13 protein-coding genes are annotated in these 15,203 nt (G+C 44.8%); 8 read left to right on the forward strand and 5 right to left on the reverse strand.

Features of this window, described 5'->3' with window-relative positions:
* Positions 1 to 10: 10 nt before the first annotated feature.
* The 3 genes from CKQ84_RS05215 to CKQ84_RS05225 all read left to right on the forward strand — a co-directional run bounded on the left by CKQ84_RS05215 (position 11) and on the right by CKQ84_RS05225 (position 3,996).
* On the forward strand, positions 11 to 1,249 hold the full coding sequence (locus CKQ84_RS05215; RefSeq protein WP_105250376.1) for an OprD family outer membrane porin: 1,239 nt from the start codon (positions 11 to 13) through the stop codon (positions 1,247 to 1,249).
* A gap of 653 nt (positions 1,250 to 1,902) precedes the next feature.
* Positions 1,903 to 3,582: an FAD-binding protein gene (locus tag CKQ84_RS05220; protein WP_105250377.1), complete on the forward strand. Its 1,680-nt coding sequence runs from the start codon at positions 1,903 to 1,905 to the stop codon at positions 3,580 to 3,582.
* A 69-nt stretch (positions 3,583 to 3,651) separates the two neighbouring features.
* Entirely contained in the window at positions 3,652 to 3,996 is a 345-nt protein-coding gene (locus CKQ84_RS05225) for a cytochrome c3 family protein (RefSeq protein WP_105250378.1), read from the forward strand.
* Between the two features lie 125 nt (positions 3,997 to 4,121).
* Here CKQ84_RS05225 and CKQ84_RS05230 read toward each other — a convergent pair whose 3' ends face one another.
* Both CKQ84_RS05230 and CKQ84_RS05235 read right to left on the reverse strand, forming a co-directional pair.
* On the reverse strand, positions 4,122 to 5,099 hold the full coding sequence (locus CKQ84_RS05230) for a sensor domain-containing diguanylate cyclase (RefSeq protein ID WP_105250379.1): 978 nt from the start codon (positions 5,097 to 5,099) through the stop codon (positions 4,122 to 4,124).
* A 142-nt stretch (positions 5,100 to 5,241) separates the two neighbouring features.
* Positions 5,242 to 5,577: an FKBP-type peptidyl-prolyl cis-trans isomerase gene (locus tag CKQ84_RS05235; protein WP_011845636.1), complete on the reverse strand. Its 336-nt coding sequence runs from the start codon at positions 5,575 to 5,577 to the stop codon at positions 5,242 to 5,244.
* A gap of 234 nt (positions 5,578 to 5,811) precedes the next feature.
* On the opposite strand from CKQ84_RS05235, the gene trxC reads away from it, so the two are divergent.
* On the forward strand, positions 5,812 to 6,234 hold the full coding sequence (gene trxC, locus CKQ84_RS05240; protein ID WP_105250380.1) for a thioredoxin TrxC: 423 nt from the start codon (positions 5,812 to 5,814) through the stop codon (positions 6,232 to 6,234).
* A gap of 57 nt (positions 6,235 to 6,291) precedes the next feature.
* The gene (locus tag CKQ84_RS05245) at positions 6,292 to 6,726 is read left to right on the forward strand and encodes a hypothetical protein (protein ID WP_105250381.1); all 435 of its coding nucleotides are present in this window, start codon (positions 6,292 to 6,294) and stop codon (positions 6,724 to 6,726) included.
* Between the two features lie 164 nt (positions 6,727 to 6,890).
* On the opposite strand, the gene CKQ84_RS05250 is transcribed toward CKQ84_RS05245, so the two are convergent.
* Complete coding sequence (locus CKQ84_RS05250) at positions 6,891 to 8,291, reverse strand: DASS family sodium-coupled anion symporter (RefSeq protein WP_105250382.1); 1,401 nt, start codon at positions 8,289 to 8,291, stop codon at positions 6,891 to 6,893.
* Positions 8,292 to 8,900: 609 nt separating this feature from the next.
* Here CKQ84_RS05250 and CKQ84_RS05255 point away from each other — a divergent pair.
* Together CKQ84_RS05255 and CKQ84_RS05260 are read left to right on the forward strand one after the other, a co-directional pair.
* Positions 8,901 to 10,067: an MFS transporter gene (locus CKQ84_RS05255; RefSeq protein ID WP_105250383.1), complete on the forward strand. Its 1,167-nt coding sequence runs from the start codon at positions 8,901 to 8,903 to the stop codon at positions 10,065 to 10,067.
* A 261-nt stretch (positions 10,068 to 10,328) separates the two neighbouring features.
* Positions 10,329 to 11,030 carry a pseudouridine synthase gene (locus CKQ84_RS05260; RefSeq protein ID WP_105250384.1) on the forward strand — a complete coding sequence of 234 codons (702 nt, stop codon included), beginning with the start codon at positions 10,329 to 10,331 and terminating at the stop codon, positions 11,028 to 11,030.
* A 163-nt stretch (positions 11,031 to 11,193) separates the two neighbouring features.
* Here the strand turns inward: CKQ84_RS05260 and CKQ84_RS05265 are convergent, their stop codons facing one another.
* Both CKQ84_RS05265 and zntR read right to left on the reverse strand, forming a co-directional pair.
* Positions 11,194 to 12,699, reverse strand: a complete 1,506-nt coding sequence (locus CKQ84_RS05265) for an SO_0444 family Cu/Zn efflux transporter (RefSeq protein WP_173913155.1) — start codon at positions 12,697 to 12,699, stop codon at positions 11,194 to 11,196.
* 2 nt (positions 12,700 to 12,701) lie between these two features.
* Complete coding sequence (gene zntR, locus CKQ84_RS05270) at positions 12,702 to 13,202, reverse strand: Zn(2+)-responsive transcriptional regulator (protein WP_105250386.1); 501 nt, start codon at positions 13,200 to 13,202, stop codon at positions 12,702 to 12,704.
* A gap of 352 nt (positions 13,203 to 13,554) precedes the next feature.
* Here zntR and purH point away from each other — a divergent pair, with 352 nt between their 5' ends.
* A complete protein-coding gene (purH, locus tag CKQ84_RS05275) occupies positions 13,555 to 15,153 on the forward strand; it encodes a bifunctional phosphoribosylaminoimidazolecarboxamide formyltransferase/IMP cyclohydrolase (protein ID WP_105250387.1) in 1,599 nt (532 codons plus the stop codon).
* Positions 15,154 to 15,203 lie beyond the last annotated feature (50 nt).

The following is a 15,203-nucleotide window of genomic DNA, read 5'->3' on the forward strand; positions in this document are numbered from 1 at the left end:
AGGGAAGATGATGATGAAAAAATCTTATTTATCTTTGCTTGTGCTATCTACGCTAGCGATTCCTGCTACAGCAGATACCAGCATTGATCAAATGTTTAGCCAAGGTACGTTAAAAGGGGAATTACGCTTATTCGATTTTACCCGTGACTTTGATAATACGACGAACACTAAACACGATACGTCATTTGGCGGACTGTTTTATTACAATACCGCAAAAGTGAATGGCCTCAGTTTTGGGACCAGCTTCGCATCTGCAAATCCCATTTGGACCAATGATTCAGATGACGTCTACGGCCTAGTTGCTCGCGATGCCGCAGGCGACCATGACAACGTCAACCGTTTACAGGAGTATTTTGTCCAAGGTAATTGGTGGGATACTCAATTCAAATTAGGTGCACAAGAACTGCGCACACCAATGATGAATCCCCATGACATTCGTGCGATCCCACGAACTTTTCGCGGCTTTTCAGCAGAAAATAAGAGTGTTGACAATCTAACGTTATCAGCACTCTATATTACAGATTCCATGGGGTGGTCTGATAATAGCTTCGTATCCGTAAAAGAGGCGGTACAAAGCGAATTAGCAAGAGCGGGTATTGTGGCAGATGTTGCCGATAACCCAGTTTATGCCCTAGGTGCTAAATATCAATTGCCCTTTAAGACAGTCCAAACTGAAGCCCATCTTTGGCACTACAGCATGGAAGATGTTTTCAATCAAACCTATGCCAAAGTGAAATTAGCCGCTGATGTTGGTCCAACGAATTTGTACTTAACACCTTCCTATTTAACTCAACAGGCAATAGGTGATGAAACCGGCGGCCCACTCGATACCTATCAATATGGCTTCCATCTTGGCGCCAAATTGGCGGGGGCAGATCTCACTTATATGTACGCCAAAACCGGGGATGACACAGTGCTGACCCCATGGGGCGATGAAAAAGTGGTCATTCAACAGGTATATCAATCTGCACGGGCGAATGAAGAGGTCAACGCGTTAAAGCTGGCCTATGACTTTGAAAAATTAGGGGCGAGTGGATTAGAAGCCTATGCCTTTTATGGGCAGTACGATGTGCCAGAGGGGACTGCGTCAGATTTTAATGAAACAAACTTTTCAATCGCCTATAAATTTTCAGGCATGTTATCGGGCCTAGGTCTTAAGGCGCGTTATGCCATGGTCGATTTTGATCAAGCCGAAGATCTTGACGATCTGCGTTTATATGTCACTTATAAATTTGCCTTAGGTAAATAGTTCATCAGTTTTAACTCCCCTGCACCAAAACTTATATGGGTGTATCAGCCTTGTTGGATACACCCGGTTTTTACACCGCAAAATTTTCATCTCCATTTAAACGTTGCGGTGAATGCGTTGACTTAATTATTGAGATCAAAAATGGAAAAAATAATTTCTTAATTATTCCAGCCATGGCTATTTCATGTGTCTTATTTAGCGGATGCAGAAATAACGATGACTCTAACGCCTCATTACCACAATTAACTCCCGCAAACCTGGAACACTAAATATATGTAGTGAAATAGCTTAACAACACATATTTTATTTTGATCACTGTATTTAAGAAAATTATCTTCATCAAAAAATTCACTGCATTATTTAATAAAGAAAGTCCTACATTAGCTTGTTTTAAAAAGAATAATCATATTAACAGCTCAAAACTCCAGCATTTTGTGAAGCACTGCAAAGATGTAATTAATACCTCTTTTGGTTTATTGTCATATGTCATACATTTAAACGTATGTTGTTAATGAATGAGAATTTAATCACTTTCACGCAACTGCACTTCTAGTTTTTAAAGCAAACAAATCACATGCGGTTATGGCCAGATCCATTGTCGTTGCTAACGATGTCATATCGACCTTAGCAATGAGGACCCAAGGAGTATCAAAATGAGTAAAGAGCATTCACAGAAACCGAAAGAAATCGATCAATACACTGCTAGCGTGCTTCAGAATGGTATATCTCGAAGAAGTTTCCTAACTCGAGCTGCAGTGGGAAGTGGTGGCTTAGCCTTTGCAAGTCTTGGTATTGCTTCAGCGAGTGCTGCACCACTTCAAGTTGGCACTGAATATGGCGAAATTGGCGGCGCAACGCTCAATTTTCTACCTAAGCCAAAACCTATTGCTGATAAAGATATTGCAACAACCCAAACCTTTGATGTCGTCGTCGTCGGTGCTGGAGCCTCTGGTGTGCCTGCGGCTCTATCCGCCAGAGAAAGTGGTGCAACCGTTGCGTGTTTACAAAAGCAAGCCATTCCAGTCTCTCAAGGAAACACTGGTTCAGGGATTGACCTGAAAAACAGTGATAAATCAGCAATTGAAGCTTTAGTTAGCCGTTTAATGGCGGATAACGCGCACCGTTCACATCCCGGTCTTCTTAAGCAATGGGCTTACAATTCAGGTGAAGCTGTCACTTGGGTTATCGATAGAGTTAAACAAGGTGGCGGCCAGATTGTTGACCAAGGAACTAAAGTGCAGCACGGTATTCGCGGAATTGCTGATACTGATGACCGTTTAAATTTTATCACTTCTTTCTGCGGCCCTAAACCCTACACCACGGGTGATGCTATCCGCGCATTAGCTAAAACAGCGGAAAAAGCAGGCGTTAAGTTTTTCTTTAATACTCCTGCACAACAATTAATCCAGGATGAGTCAGGAAAAGTTATCGGCGTCATTGCTCAAACTCGTGATGGTAAGTACCACAAATACATGGCGAAGAAAGGTGTCATTCTGTCCTCTGGCGACTATCAAAATAACAAAGCCATGTGTGACTTCTTCATCCCCGAACTGAAAAACTTTGAACGTAAACAAATGGATCGTACCGGTGACGGTTTTGCTATGGCCTATTGGGCTGGCGGCGTTATTGAACCTGTTGGACATACCAAAATGTTGCACGACTTCGATGCCGGCCCGGCTTCCATGTGTGACATGCCATTCTTAGCGGTAAACCGTAAAGGTGAGCGCTTTGTGAATGAGAAGGTTGAGATGTCTCTAATGAATAACTACTTGAAAGATGAGCAGAATGCGGGGCATTACTCACAAGTATTTGATTCTGACTATATGACGCAAGCGAAGGATTGGCCTGGCCACCTCTATTCTCCTGAAGAGCTTAAAGTTTATATGCCTGAAGTTCCTGGTGAGAAAACAGGAGTATTTCCCTCTTTGATCAACACCCATTCAGCTAACACATTAGAAGAATTGGCTGTGAAGTTAGAGTGCGATCCAAAAACCTTTGTTGCCAGCGTTAACCGTTATAACGAGCTGTGCAAAAAAGGTAAAGATGAGGACTTCGGTAAACCTAGAAGCAAAATGGTACCAGTGCTCAAACCACCGTTTTACGGTATTCACCGTCGTATGCGTATTTCTACTTTATGTTCAGGAATTCTCGTTAACGACAACCACCAAGTACTTGATGCCGATGGTAAGGAAATTCCAGGTTTATTCATTGTTGGTAACCTAGGAGCAGGTTTCTACGGTGGCGTTGACTACCCATTAACGGTATTTGGCTTGTCTTTAGGTCGCTGCTACACCTTCGGCTATTTAGCTGGCAAATATGTAGCAAAGCTATAGAACACATAGTCATCAATAATGGATGCCTCACATTTTGGCATCCTGTGAAATGAATAATGGGATCAAACAATGAAAAACTTAACAATTATATTGGCTATTATTTTGGGTATTTTCGCTGGCAGCGCGTTCGCTAAAGAGAGTACTTTACTCGATCAAACTCATATGGCGAAAGGCCTTAAATGTGCAAGCTGCCATGGTGCAGAAGAACGACAAGCAGTCCCTATGCTCAAGTGTGTACAATGCCACAACACTAAGAAATTAGCGGAAAAAACGGCGGATGTAAAACCAACCAATCCCCATAAAAATCGCCACTTCGACACCGAAACTGATTGCAGTAAGTGCCACCATGTACACAAAAAATCTGAAAACTATTGTGTCAGTTGCCATCAACCATTTAATTTTGTAACTCCATAAGCTGATGACACTACGCTTAAAAAGCTAAAAAACAAAAAACCACCATTAAAGGTGGTTTTTTGTTCGAATAAGGCACTGTAATCAAATCTAAATTAAGTATTACTAAGATCAGCAGGCTTGGAACATTATTCCGACGACTGATAAAAACAATATCCATGCTTTCCTTGGTGTTTCACGCGATACATGGCGGCATCCGCGCGATCACAACTATCGGCAAAACTATCACCATAGCCAAATATATCAATACCGATACTCAGGCCTACCTCTACTTCACAACCTTCTAGCAGGAATTTATCTTGATAAACATCGAGCAATGATTGTGCGAGCGCCCCTAAAGATTCACGATCAAATGACGGCAGTAATATCACAAACTCGTCGCCACCTAACCGTGCGATCTGCGCGAATTCACCTGCGTGAGATACCAAAGTATGCGCAACGTGCATCAACAGGCTGTCACCAAACTTATGGCCGTGACGGTCATTTAACGCTTTAAAACCATCAAGGTCGATAAAAAATAACGCACCGCGAATATCTGGTTGCGAAGATTCATCGAATACTTTGGCAATAGCTTGGCGATTCATTAAGTTGGTGAGTGGATCACTGTGGGCTAAACGGGCTAAATCTATTTCGTAGCGCTTTTCTTGAGTAATATCGATATGGCTGCCCATCATTCGCAGTGGTGTTCCATCAGCTAAGCGCTCGACAATACGCCCACGATCGGACACCCAGGTTATGCTGCCATCTTTGTGTAGCATTCTGTGAACTGCTTGATAGTAATCGGCTTGACCATTCACATGATCTTCAAAGGCTTTTATCACCCATTCTTTATCTTCGGGGTGTAATTTACTTTTCCAGATATCAACATGGGCAGCAAACTCTTCAGGACTAAACCCGAGCATTTCGCCCCAGCGCATGTTAAATATGGTTAAATTTCCGCTTGGAATATGCTGTTCCCATAGACATAAACCATTACCATCGAGGGCTGCAAAGAGTTTTTCTTCGGCACGATAATTCAACGCTGCTAAATGAGCGTTTTCACTTTTTAGCTGAGCGATCTCAGCCTGAAGTTGCGCAATTAACTCTGCTGCAGTATCCGAAGCCACGACAAATATCTTTCCTTTAAGTGGGAAAATTGAGTCTAGTGTAAATCACCCTATGCCGAAGCAACATAGCGAGGAGTGCAAGATGAGCCAGAATCATATTGGCTCAATCGAGCTTACACAGACTCTCGCAGTCCTGTCACGCTTAGTCGCGAGTCAGCACTTCGAGCAATTCGATCTCAAAGGTGAGATCAGAATTTGGTTTGATATGAGCACCCACTTGACGCTCGCCATAGGCTAAGTGAGCTGGGACTAACAACTTACGTTTGCCACCGACTTTCATCCCCATAATACCTTGATCCCAGCCTTTAATCACACGGCCAGTACCAATTACACATTGAAACGCCTGACCACGATCATAGGATGAATCGAATTGGGTACCATCCTGCAAAAATCCACGATATTGGGTAGTGATCAGTGCACCTTTTACCGCTTCTTTTCCTTCGCCCACTTGCAGATCGATTACTTCTAATTCAGTCATATCTTCATTCTCTTTTCTTGTTCGCACTTAGGGCGTGATATTCAACTTTGCGCAGGATTTTATCACCGACGAGCGGGCTTGTCGGCGCAATCTAAACATTTCTGCAGCTCGGTTCACTGCTTAATCCTTAATAATAAGGTCATCATGGGCGATAACATCATCACTCGCCCTTTAAATTACTGTCGGTTAGCCCAATATATAAGTCGTATAAACGTTTTATTTTGGAGCTTTGCCATGATTATTGCCTGCCCCCATTGCGATACGTTAAACCGCGTTCCCGATGAGCGTTTAAACCAACAACCCACTTGCGGTAAATGTAAGCTCAGTGTCTTTACGGCTGCGCCAATTGAACTCAATAGCACAAACTTTGCCAACCATGCCAATAAATCAGAGCTCCCCCTAGTCGTTGACTTTTGGGCCAGCTGGTGTGGGCCCTGTAAAAGTTTTGCGCCCATATTTTCTGCAGCAGCTAAGACATGGGAGCCTCAATTTCGCTTCGGTAAAATCAATACTGAAGAACAGCAAGCCCTCGCGGCTCAATTTAATATTCAATCTATTCCAACCTTAATGATTTTTAAACAAGGCCACATACTCGCCCAGCAAGCCGGAGCTTTACCCTCCTCAGCGTTTAACCAATGGTTAAATGCCTATAAATAAGAGGATTGAGCTAAGATACAACCGCTCAGCCGAGCTAATTTGTAAAGGTAACGAAAATTGAAAAAAGCAATGTTCTTACTGGGCGCAGTACTCTTGCTAGTGGTGACAGGATGGGGTTTACAACAACATCTCACAATTGATACTTGTCTCGACAAGGGAGGGACTTGGAACGATGACACTAAGCAATGCATTCGTCCATTCGAACAAGGGATAGCCTTTACTCGCAGTGATCATAATTCTGCCGAGCCTCAGACAGCTTATGTTTATCTTTCCGAGAATTTACAGCAAGCAGAAGTGTTTTTTGCCACAACAGATAAGCCTATTATTTTACAAGCCGTTAATGTCACTGAAGGCGATACCACTCCCGTATTATATAAAAATGACATTGAACAGATTGATATCATCAACGTAAAAGAAATCTTTTATCTACGTTATCAACATCAAGCAATTTATAGCGCAAACACTTTTAGTCGCAACTTAACCTCAAATTAAGTGCAAAACATAAGCATAGAGTAAGCTTCGAAACACTAAGCCCAAAAACTCGTTACGACAACTCAGCTAAAAACAAAATCAGTATCCGCCCTATGCTCTTCATAAGGCGAATACTATTATAGCGGCAACGTTGAAACACAAAGTTGCCATGAACTATGTCAGTGTTAAATATCCCAGAAGGTATGGGCGATAATACCCAAGACTATCATACTAATAAAGTTGATGATCATACCCACTCGCACCATTTCCGATTGCTTGATATGGCCAGAACCATAAACAATAGCATTGGGCGGTGTCGCCACCGGCAGCATAAAGGCGCAAGAAGCTGCAATACCAATCAGCACAGATAACATCACAGGCGATATGCCTAATGCCTCAGCAATCGCAGCAAATACAGGCACTAATAGTGCGGCGCTGGCGGTGTTACTGGCAAATTCAGTCAACATCACCACAAAAGCAATCACAGCAAAGACGAACAACGACATGTGAGTGCTACCGAAAATATCTGTCATCCAGTGAGCTAAAAATACGCTAGTGCCAGTCGTTTTTAGTACTGCGCTCAGTGTTAAACCGCCACCAAACAATATGAGTACACCCCAATCTGTGGTCGATTCAATTTTCTTCCAGCCGACCAAGCCTAAGCCCGAGAGTAAAACAACTGCACCTAAGGCGACTATGGTATCAAACTGAGTGATGCCACCTAATGCCTTAGCTAACGGTACACTGAAAATCCAGCAACATACGGTAGTCAGGAAGATAAGCAGAGTAAATTTCCCCTGAAATGTCAGCTTCTGAGCTTCAACATCCACATCGAATTTGGCAGAAAGATCAGGCTTAAAATACCAATACAAGGCAATCAACATCATAGGTAGCATGAGGATAACGGTTGGAATACCAAACTTCAGCCAATCACTAAAACTTAAGCCCACTTGAGCCGCAGCAATCGCATTCGGTGGGCTACCCACTAAAGTACCAATACCGCCGATGTTGGCCGAATAGGCAATCCCGAGCAGTAGAAATACATAGGTGCTGTGGTATTTTTCGCGGTCGAGCTGCTGCAAAATCCCGAGAGCCAATGGCAACATCATCGCCGTGGTCGCGGTATTGCTGATCCACATCGATAGCAGCGCAGTTACTCCAAACAGCATCAAACAGGCGATACTGAGTTTGCCTTTAGAGGCTAGCAGCAGCTTTTGCGCTATGAGGGTATCAATCTTTTGATGGTGCAAGGCCGCAGCCAAGACGAAACCCCCAAAGAATAAGTAAATGATGGGATTGGCAAAGTTACTCATCGCCTCCTTGGTTTCAAACACCCCAAAGAATACGGCGAGTATAGGAACGAGAATCGCAGTGATACTGATATGAATCGCTTCGGTCAGCCAAAGAATCGCGGCGAAGAACAAAATGGCCAGCCCAGTATTCACCCCTTGTTCGAAAGGTAAACCGTAATAAAGTGCAAATAACAGCACAATATCAGCCACTAGGATCAGCATTTTTTTCTTATCGAGCCCCTCGCTGACGGGAGCTTGATTAGGTGGAGCAGTACTTGAATCTGTTAAAGACATGGTTACAACCTTAATACCATTTTATTTTGACGCAAATTTAGGGCATAGATCACACTTGGCAAAGCGGTTTATTTTGTAATTTTATCACTTGGCAACAACATTTATTGCTGAGCTAGCACGCACAAACGGCCGATTAGCGACAATAATCACCAAATTCTGATCGACACCTTTGTTTTAAAATTTCAAACGGACAAAGATCGAACAAAACCTTGCCCACGTTGTAATTTAATTAATGTTTAAAACTGAGATATAGATCACGCCACACTTTTTACCAAGGTGATAATCAACTAATTAATCATACCTTCTGATCATTGGTAGGATTAGATATTATTCCCCCAATTTGGCACAAAATTGAATGTGTAGCGCTAAATCGAATCTAGATATCGTTGAATGTGCACTAAAACTGCGACGCAGTGAACAGCAAGCGACCAACACAAACGTATTGCAACAAGGCAACATAGAAAACCCAATATCTACATGAATCGTAAACACAAATATTATTCACCACCACAGTCAATCTAACTCACTTTACCCTGTCAGCGATCCAGCCTAAAGTCGCGACCGCAACCCCGCCCGCTGTATATTATTTGTCTGTTTTCGGAACCGCCCGTGGAAAAAATTGCCTTAACTCAGTCGGCTCAAAAGCCCAGCCTTTTCGTCCCCGTAGCAGGGTTAAGTTTGTTTGCTTTGGCATCAGGCTACTTGATGAGCTTAATCCCACTGTCGCTCACTTTTTTCGAACTCAGCACCTCACTTGCTCCATTACTGGCCAGTATTTTTTATTTAGGTTTATTACTGGGGGCGCCTTGTATTGCTCCTGTTGTTGCCCGTATCGGCCACAGTAAAGCCTTTATCCTTTTTTTGAATATCCTTCTTTGCAGCGTTGTCGCTATGATATTAATCCCCAAAAGTGGAGTCTGGTTAGCCTCTCGACTTATAGCGGGATTTGCGGTTGCAGGGATTTTTGTGGTTGTTGAATCATGGCTATTAATGGCCGATACCCAAAAGCAACGCGCTAAGCGGCTTGGACTTTATATGACAGCGCTTTATGGAGGCACTGCCTTAGGACAATTAGCCATTGATTATTTAGGTACAAAGGGCAATCTACCTTACCTAGTGATCATGGGATTATTAGCCGCGGCAAGTTTACCCGCGCTACTGGTAAAACGCGGTCAACCTCAGGTAAGCGAACAACAATCAATGTCATTGTCTGCGCTAAAAAACCTAAGTCAGCCTGCCATTATGGGGGGTTTAGTCTCTGGATTATTGCTTGGCCCTATCTATGGTTTACTTCCCATCTATGTGGCACTGGATATGGGGCTTGATCAGCAAACAGGACAATTTATGGCCCTCATCATAGTGGGTGGCATGCTAGTACAACCTTTAGTCAGTTATTTATCTCCTCGAGTTAACAAAAGTGGCTTGATAGTAAGCTTTTGCCTACTGGGTCTCGCAGCATTATTACTGATCACTCAGCATTCAAATATGACGCTGATTATTGGATTTCTCTTGCTTGGCGCCAGCGCTTTTGCCCTTTACCCGATTGCAATCAGCTTAGCTTGTGACGACTTGCCTGCTAGCCAAATTGTTTCAGCGACTCAAGTGATGCTACTGAGCTATTCGGTGGGGTCAGTAATAGGCCCATTAGTGGCCAGCAGTTTTGGCCAAACGGAGTTCGGCTTACTCATTTATTTAGGAATATGCTGTATTCTGAGCAGTATTTACATTTTTGCTCAATTACTTATTAATACTAAACCAAGTTTTTCCTCGCCTTAACAAGTCCCATAAAATACATTGCACTGCGACTCAATAAGCAGCCACTTAGTAAACGACATGCTCATCGAGTGGCTCAAATAGAAAACATCTGCGGTCAAATCAACACAAAACGAACAGCAAGATGATCCACAAAAGTCATAATGTTAAAAATCAGTACGCTTAGTTTTAACATTCAGACAGGGCAGTTGCTTATCCTCCCTAAGTCGCGATAATGCAGCTTACTTAAACACCTGTGCTGATTGTTTTTCCTGAGATTTCACTATGCGCCTCGATAAATTCCTCTGTAAAAGCACAGATCTTGATCGCAAAGCCGCAAGAGTCACCATTCTTAGCGGCTCAATCACAGTCAATGGCGCTATCGCGACAGACTGCGCAATGCAAGTGCATGAAAATAATACTGTCAGCCTTAATGGAAAGCCGCTAGCGCCACGCCCATCTCGCTATATCATGTTGCACAAACCTGCTAATACCTTATGCTCAAATGTGGATGGAGCCTACCCTTCGCTATTTCATCTGCTCGATATCGAACGCGCATTTGACCTGCACATCGTTGGCCGCCTAGATGCTGATACCACAGGCTTAGTGCTACTGACTGACGATGGCCGCTGGTCGTTTAATATTATCTCGCCTCAATATCAGTGCGAAAAAATCTATCGTGTCCAACTGCGAGATCCACTCGACAGCGAAGCGACTGCAGCCATAGCCGCAAAGTTTGACGCTGGGCTAAATCTACAGGGCGAAACCGCCCTCACTCTGCCAGCAACACTGCAGCAAGTGGATGAAAAAACCGTGCTACTCACACTAACCGAAGGCAAGTTTCATCAAGTCAAAAGGATGTTTGCCGCCGTGGGCAATAAAGTGGTTGCCCTACACAGGGCGCAAATTGGCGCAGTGACCTTAGATATCGATGTAGGGAAATGGCGCAACTTAACCTTGGCGGAGATAAGCTCCTTCACATCCTAATTGATTAACAAGGCTGAAGCCGACAGGCCGCCTACGTTTATCGACGTTAAAAAAGCAAACAAATACTGATAGGTTTGCAAATCAATCCCATAAAAAATCCCAGTGTTAGCAACAACACTGGGATGTTTATGTGTTTGATACTGCTTAGCGGAATATGAATCGACTAAGAACAGCAATCGTTGCGGCGAACCCAGCTTCTTGGGATCTTCTCAAAAACCACTTTTGCCATGAGTAACGCCAGCACTATGCCAGAGGTTGCCACTAACCATTGAGGTAACATTTGGTGCTCTTCACCAATTTGTGGCATCACCACAAAACCAAAGGTATTAACCAGATAATTGACCAACATACCGGCCACTAAGGCCACGCCAATCACACCGCCAAGGTAGCCCCACAGCGCACGTTTACCTAGCTCTTTAGCCACTATGCCTAAAGTCGCGATATTGGTTGCCGGACCTGCCATCATAAACACGAGTACAGCCCCCGGTGACACACCCGCCAGTAATAATCCAGCAGCAATCGGTGTCGATGCGGTCGCACAAATATACATAGGCACAGAAACGAGCACCATCACTAACATAGCTAAAATGCCATCGCCCCATTTAGCCAAAAAGTCAGCCGGCACATAGGTTTGTACCAGAGCTGCGAAAAATAAGCCCACCAGCAGCCACAGCGTAGTATCACGCACTAAATCCGTTGCCGCATATTTAAGGCCAATTCCGATACGACTGAGTACCGATTGCGACTTAAATTCAGTCGCCATATCTTGAGTAGAGGCACAGCAGCTATCGCCTGCAGTGTTAGCACTAACCTGCTCAGCATCCTTAGCACTGCCACCACAGCAAGCGCCTTTTTTCACCACCACTATTTTTTCAGGCTCTGTGGTTTGACTGCCACAACATGACCCCACGCTTTCTACTTTAACAGCGTTAACCTTAACCACAGAACCCATAGTTTGAACAGATCCCATGGTTTGACCGCCAACAGCCATAACACTTGAAGGACCCGCCATTAAGCTCGGCGCCGCCATAGGCGTCATTTTGATCTTCGGCTTTGGCTCGGCTGCAGGTGCATCAACATTGTCATTACCACAGCAGGAAGACTTTACGGGCGTTATCGTAGGCGTAGTCGATGAGCAGCAGCTTTTAACCGCTTCGGCTTTTACCATCTCTGGCTGAGCCACTGATTTTGAGGCACAGCAAGACGCCACTGACGCCTCACCCTCTAATGGCTTATCTGATTGAGTATCTACCTTAACCACTGACTTGCCATCGTCGTCATCGCGGCCAACGAGTAAGCCCGCCACAATCGCACTGGTAATGGCCGCAATCGGTCTAATGATTGCCATAAAGGGACCAAGTAACACATAAGAAACCGCGATGGAATCGACGCCCGTTTCTGGCGTCGACACTAAAAAGGAAGTCGTTGCTGCTTTAGAGGCACCAGAACGGCGCAGTCCAACTGCTGCGGGAATAACGCCACAAGAACACAAAGGTAAAGGTGCGCCAAGCAGCGCCGCTTTCACTACGGTTTTAAAACCGTGACCACCTAGCTGCTTTTGCATCCACGCCATTGGCACGAATACTTTTAATAGCCCAGCTAAAATCAGGCCTAGTAACAGCCAAGGCGCCGAGTCTAAAAACAGATCAATAAAATTCTTCAGTAACATAATTAATTCCCTGACTCTTCATAAATGGCTTTGCCGTGATGATTCTGGTGCGCTTGGTACTGATTTACATTATGAGACTGATGCTCAACGCGTACCCGCTCAGTGCTGGACTCCAACGCCTCTAAAATAGAGCAATGTTCGGCGCTACGTGGCCCACCACAGCAAGCATCAGACAAGCTTTGTAAACTCGCTTGAAAATGATTCAGCTCAGCAATTTTGGCCTGTACTTGAGCCAATTTACAATCAACCATGCCTTTTACATCGGCACAGACTCGGTTAGATTTATCGAGTTCAATTGACAGCAATTCACTGATTTCATTGAGGGTAAAACCCACAGCTTTCGCCCGTAAAATAAAGCGTAATCGCGCAGCATCGGCCTCGGTATATACTCGATAGCCAGACTCTGTACGGCTCGACGGCGCGAGTAGGCCGTGCTTCTCGTAGAATCTTAACGTGTCGGCTTTCACCTCACATAAATCCGCCAATTCACCAATACGATACATGTCTTCATCCTTTGCGAAATAGCCCACAACTCAGGGATCATTTCCAGCATACAACTCAATAATGCAAGTATAAACCTTGGAGCCTACTCCAAGGTCAAGAGGTAATTTTAACTTTACTGAAAGCCAACATGGCAATGCCGCTTTGTTCTGATATGAATATTGTGAAATCACGCAGAAAAAACACCCGTAAATCGAGTTTTACGCTAGAATACGCGCGCTGTGACGAAGGGATAAAAAGTTAACTAATAAAGTAAAAATAGGACCAAGGGACTTTTGGAAAGCAGTACAGCGTTAAGGCTGTTCTGTTTTCCGAAAGATCCTTGAAACTAAAATAACTGGACCCTGTACCCAAATGACTGCTGCAAATAATGCCAGACCCATTCGTCGCGCGCTGTTAAGCGTTTCAGATAAAACCGGAATTCTCGAGTTCGCCAAAGCACTTCACGCCCAAGGTGTGGAACTGTTATCAACTGGCGGCACCGCTCGCTTGTTAGCGGATAACGGCGTGCCTGTTATCGAAGTATCTGATTACACAGGACACCCTGAGATCATGGACGGTCGTGTTAAGACGCTGCACCCTAAAGTGCACGGCGGAATTTTAGCGCGCCGCGGTCTTGATGAAAGCGTGATGGCCGATAACAATATCAATGCCATCGATCTAGTTGCGGTTAACCTTTATCCCTTCGCTGAAACTGTGGCTAAAGCCGGTTGTACCTTAGAAGACGCTATCGAAAATATCGATATTGGCGGCCCAACTATGGTGCGCGCGGCGGCAAAAAACCACAAAGACGTTACCATAGTCGTTAATGCCGCCGATTACTCACGCGTACTGGCAGAAATGACGGCTAACAATGGCAGCACGACCCATGCGACGCGTTTCGACTTAGCGATTGCAGCCTTTGAGCACACTGCGGGTTACGATGGCATGATCGCCAACTACTTCGGTACTATGGTTCCTGCACACAGCACGGACGAATGCTTTGCTGATTCTAAGTTCCCACGCACGTTCAACACCCAATTAGTGAAGAAACAAGACTTACGCTATGGCGAAAACAGCCATCAAGCGGCGGCTTTCTATGTTGACACTAAAATTGATGAAGCTTCTGTGGCTACCGCGATTCAGTTGCAAGGCAAAGCCTTGTCTTACAACAACATTGCCGATACCGACGCCGCCCTTGAGTGCGTAAAAGAATTCTTGGAACCCGCCTGCGTTATCGTTAAACACGCTAACCCCTGTGGTGTGGCCTTAGGTAAAGACTTGCTCGATGCCTATAACCGCGCTTATCAAACTGACCCAACCTCAGCCTTCGGTGGCATTATCGCCTTCAACGGCGAATTAGATGCTGCGACGGCGAGTGCGATCGTTGAGCGTCAATTCGTTGAAGTGATTATCGCCCCAAGCGTCAGCCAAGCGGCGCGCGATGTGGTTGCCAAGAAGACCAACGTGCGTTTATTGGAATGTGGTCAGTGGAATACTAAGACCCAAACCTTAGACTACAAACGTGTTAACGGCGGCTTACTGGTGCAAGATCGCGATCAAGGTATGGTCGGTTTAGAAGGCATCAAAGTGGTTTCTAAACGTCAACCTACTGCAAGCGAACTGAAAGACTTAATGTTCTGCTGGAAAGTGGCGAAGTTCGTTAAATCTAACGCCATCGTTTACGCCAAAGACGGCATGACTATCGGTGTCGGCGCTGGCCAAATGAGCCGCGTTTACAGCGCTAAAATCGCCGGCATCAAGGCTGCCGATGAAGGTTTAGAAGTGGTGAACTCTGTAATGGCATCCGATGCGTTTTTCCCCTTCCGTGACGGTATCGATGCCGCAGCGGCTGCGGGCATTAGCTGCATCATCCAACCGGGTGGCTCAATGCGCGATGCTGAAATCATCGCAGCAGCAGACGAGCACGGCATGGCCATGGTGATGACAGGCATGCGCCACTTCCGTCATTGATAACAACTTAAATCAAACTTGGCCCTCGCGATTAGGGCCTTTTCCTTTGC

Origin of the sequence: Shewanella sp. WE21, assembly GCF_002966515.1 — a bacterium.
Lineage (GTDB): Bacteria > Pseudomonadota > Gammaproteobacteria > Enterobacterales > Shewanellaceae > Shewanella > Shewanella oncorhynchi.

Coding starts and splice junctions, on each gene's coding strand:
- CKQ84_RS05215 (WP_105250376.1), top strand. CDS start 11: ATGATGAAAAAATCTTATTTATCTTTGCTTGTGCTATCTACGCTAGCG.
- CKQ84_RS05220 (WP_105250377.1), top strand. CDS start 1,903: ATGAGTAAAGAGCATTCACAGAAACCGAAAGAAATCGATCAATACACT.
- CKQ84_RS05225 (WP_105250378.1), top strand. CDS start 3,652: ATGAAAAACTTAACAATTATATTGGCTATTATTTTGGGTATTTTCGCT.
- CKQ84_RS05235 (WP_011845636.1), bottom strand. CDS start 5,577: ATGACTGAATTAGAAGTAATCGATCTGCAAGTGGGCGAAGGAAAAGAA.
- trxC (WP_105250380.1), top strand. CDS start 5,812: ATGATTATTGCCTGCCCCCATTGCGATACGTTAAACCGCGTTCCCGAT.
- CKQ84_RS05250 (WP_105250382.1), bottom strand. CDS start 8,291: ATGTCTTTAACAGATTCAAGTACTGCTCCACCTAATCAAGCTCCCGTC.
- CKQ84_RS05260 (WP_105250384.1), top strand. CDS start 10,329: ATGCGCCTCGATAAATTCCTCTGTAAAAGCACAGATCTTGATCGCAAA.
- CKQ84_RS05265 (WP_173913155.1), bottom strand. CDS start 12,699: ATGTTACTGAAGAATTTTATTGATCTGTTTTTAGACTCGGCGCCTTGG.
- zntR (WP_105250386.1), bottom strand. CDS start 13,202: ATGTATCGTATTGGTGAATTGGCGGATTTATGTGAGGTGAAAGCCGAC.
- purH (WP_105250387.1), top strand. CDS start 13,555: ATGACTGCTGCAAATAATGCCAGACCCATTCGTCGCGCGCTGTTAAGC.